Consider the following 3,095-nt stretch of genomic DNA (forward strand, 5'->3'; position numbering starts at 1 on the left):
GCCGGGGAGGCCACCCCGCACGGCATGCAGCACCTGCTGTGCAGGGCCGCCTGGGATGCCGAGGCCGTCCGTGACGACGTGCGCGAGTACGTCGTGCAGGTCAACGTGACAGTCATCCTGCCCGCGCTTCCCCGCGACTCCCCCACGTTGACCGCTCTGACGGGCACGCAACGGGCACGCCTGCGAGGCGCCGACGGTTTTACAGCGGGCTGACGTTACTGGCTGCATCAGGCCCCTGACCTCCGGATACAGCTCTCGCTTTTCCACTACCAGGGAAGGTCATCCCGCGTATATCCCGCGAGGCAGTGTCAGCCACGAGCCCCCGGAGCCTGCAGATTAAATAGAAGACGATTCGATCAAGGTCTGAGGCTCTGAACTGGGAGTCTGGTGTCCTTGAACGTTCGCTGAAGTCCGCCGCCGTCGGTACTCTCGGCGGTAGCGATGGCTGTACAGCCGGGGCATCATCAGCTTGGGAACTGGCCGCATCGGAGAACCTGACAGACGTGGGGTTACATGGCCCTATGGCTCTCGATCACGAGCGGGAGGGCAGAGTGTCGTCGGTCCATTCGCGCGCGACCGACCCGTCTAGAACCTCTCGCGTGAGGCTGTAGTGGTAGTACGGTCCAAGGGAATGCTCAGATCCGATGGTGAGCCGCTTGAAGACCTTGTTGTGCGGCCAGGTCCGTATGCCGTTATCCAGATCGACACAGGCGTTGTTCTGACCGATGTCATAGGCCCACCGTCCATCGCCGTTGCGGATCATGAGCTCGCCGAGATACGCCCCCATGCCCATCACCATGGTGTGGATGTAGCCCTTCCTCGGCCTACCGGTCCAGCGACTCGTCGGGGGGAGCTCTCCCGCCATGAACGCATCACAGTAAGAATCAAGCTGAAAGGCAGAGGCCGAGGTCCAGTCAACGGAGAATCCCTGAACCGTGGCTCCATCAACGAAGATCTCAGCGAGGCGCTTCATCATCTCCGTCGTCTCGGCGTCCGTCGGGACTGATCCGGATTGAAAATTTCGGCTGCTTCGACGTCGCCACATCTCTTGCCTCCGAGCGGACTGCGCCAATTTGTCTGACCTAGAGTAGCGACCAACCGCCCGCACACTCCTCCTGATACTGACGCTCCTATGTGCAAGGGCGTTGCGCGGAGTTTCGTCATGAGCTGTGCTTGCCGGAGGACAAGGCCACGTAGGCGGCGTCGGCCGAGTTTAGGACGTTGATCCACTCAGGATGGTCGAGGTAGGCGTTGTCTGGAGCGGTAGGGCCGAGGTCATCGAGGACGCGTAAGAGGGCGTCGACCACCATCTGCACGAGGTCGGCTTCTTGTTGATCAAAGAACAGGTGGGAGATCAGTGCTCGTGCGCCGTGTTGGTCGATGAAGGTGTCGTCGATGAGCCAGTGCACGGCAGCGGTGAAGTCCGGTCGTCCTTTCCCGGATCGCCAGTGTTGGTCCTGGTAGTCGCGGTCGCTCAGGGCTCGTAGTGCCTCGAGGACGTCCTTGCGCCGCTCTGGCCAGCGCACCGGCTGTTCGTCCGGATGTTCTTCCGCCACGGGTGCCAAGTTACTGGGGACCTGTCGATGTCCCGTTGTTGTGCGCGTGGTGGTCGGCGATGAGGGCGCGGTAGATCACGTCTGACAGGTGCCGTTTCAGGACGCGGAAGCTGCCTTTGGAGGTGTCTCGGGTGGTCTCCTGGCGTCGCTTCAGCAGAGCTCGGGCGCCTTCGTGGCAGCGCGCCTGGGTGATGGCGATGCGGTGCAAAGTGGTGTTGAGCTGCCGGTTGCCACCGCGGTTGAGCCGGTGACGGTCGTCGTTTCCGCTCCAGACCGGGATCGGGGCGGTGCCGTTGTGCCGGGCGAAGGCTGCAGAGCTGCGAAAGCGGGTGATGTCGCCGACCTCTCCCAGGAGTTTGGCGGCGGTCACCACGTTCACGCCGACGATCGCCAGCAGGCGCGGAACGCGGGCCTGAACCAGCGGCTTGAGCTCCTTTTCGATCGCGTCGATCTCGACGCTGAGCGAGTCGATGAGGGCGATCTGCGCCAGCGCCACGCGTCGGGCAGCGGTGGCCGGCAGGGCCTGGAGCCGGGCGGTGAGTTTGCGCCGGGTGGTGACCTGCTTGAGTTTGGTCACCGCGGCCGCCAGATCCGGGTTGAGGTCGTGGACCAGCCACAACACGCGGTTGATCAGCCTGGTGCGCTCGGCGACGAGCGCCTCACGATGATCGACGAGCAGGCGGATCGGCCTGGTCTGCTCATCCAGCCGCGCGGTCGGCAAGTCGGGCTCACGCAGGGCCAGACGTGCGATGGCCAGGGCATCGATCGGGTCGGACTTGCCACGCTCACGGCCACTACGACGCTCTCCTGCAGTGCGGTTCGGCGGCACGGGGACCACCGTCTCGCCGGCGGCCAGCAGGTCGCGAACCAGACCGCCGGAGACATGCCGGACGTCTTCCACCGCCCACACGCGCTCTTCGGGCGCGAGTTTGCGCGCCCAGGCCAGCAGCTGGACGTGCCCTTGCTCACGGGCCTGCACGGTGCGTTCGCCCTTCTTGCGACCGACTTCATCGACGGCGACCGCGGTGTGGGTGCGCTTGTGCGGATCGATACCGATCACCATCATGGACGCTGTCTCCTTCATGCAGGGGGACGACATCGCGGGCTGGTCGGCGGACATATCTCAGTTGAGGGAACTGCCAGGCTCCTATCAAGTCATGCCGTCCAGCCCGGCCAACGTCGAGGACCAGGCCGCCCTGGACAGGTCAGGCACAAGCCATGCACATTACGGCAGATCATCCCTGAGTCACCAGGCGTCCTGGACCCGCACCAGCGGGCACTACAAGCGTGACACTGAGATCATCCCGTCCGCCGTCGTCCCGCCCGAAGGGAAGCGGGCTCGGCTTGTCCCGGGTCGATGGTGGGAGGGATGATCAGGCTTCCACCTCTGCCATCTACGGCCCTTCATCCGTACGGTCATATCCCGGAGCCGGAGCGCCCCTGCCGGGACTGTACGGTCACTGGCTCTGGCGCACTTTCGGTGGTGACGGAACGTGATTGTTCGTGTCGGTACATGGCTATCTCGGGGTGCTGTGTCAG

At 64.2% G+C, this 3,095-nt stretch carries 4 protein-coding genes; 1 reads left to right on the forward strand and 3 read right to left on the reverse strand.

Annotation, left to right across the window (positions count from 1 at the left end; genetic code table 11):
* Positions 1–213: hypothetical protein (locus AB0J09_RS60565; protein ID WP_360712937.1), on the forward strand; the 213-nt coding region annotated here is incomplete at its 5' end.
* A gap of 319 nt (positions 214–532) precedes the next feature.
* Here the strand turns inward: AB0J09_RS60565 and AB0J09_RS60570 are convergent.
* From AB0J09_RS60570 to AB0J09_RS60580, 3 genes are all read right to left on the reverse strand, one after another.
* On the reverse strand, positions 533–976 hold the full coding sequence (locus tag AB0J09_RS60570; RefSeq protein WP_360712928.1) for a hypothetical protein: 444 nt from the start codon (positions 974–976) through the stop codon (positions 533–535).
* Between the two features lie 184 nt (positions 977–1,160).
* Positions 1,161–1,556 (reverse strand): hypothetical protein, encoded by a 396-nt coding sequence (locus AB0J09_RS60575; protein WP_360712931.1) that lies wholly within the window; start codon positions 1,554–1,556, stop codon positions 1,161–1,163.
* Between the two features lie 10 nt (positions 1,557–1,566).
* The gene (locus tag AB0J09_RS60580; RefSeq protein ID WP_360712934.1) at positions 1,567–2,676 is read right to left on the reverse strand and encodes an IS110 family transposase; all 1,110 of its coding nucleotides are present in this window, start codon (positions 2,674–2,676) and stop codon (positions 1,567–1,569) included.
* Positions 2,677–3,095: the final 419 nt, after the last annotated feature.

This window comes from Nonomuraea sp. NPDC049784 (assembly GCF_040659615.1).
Lineage (GTDB): Bacteria > Actinomycetota > Actinomycetes > Streptosporangiales > Streptosporangiaceae > Nonomuraea.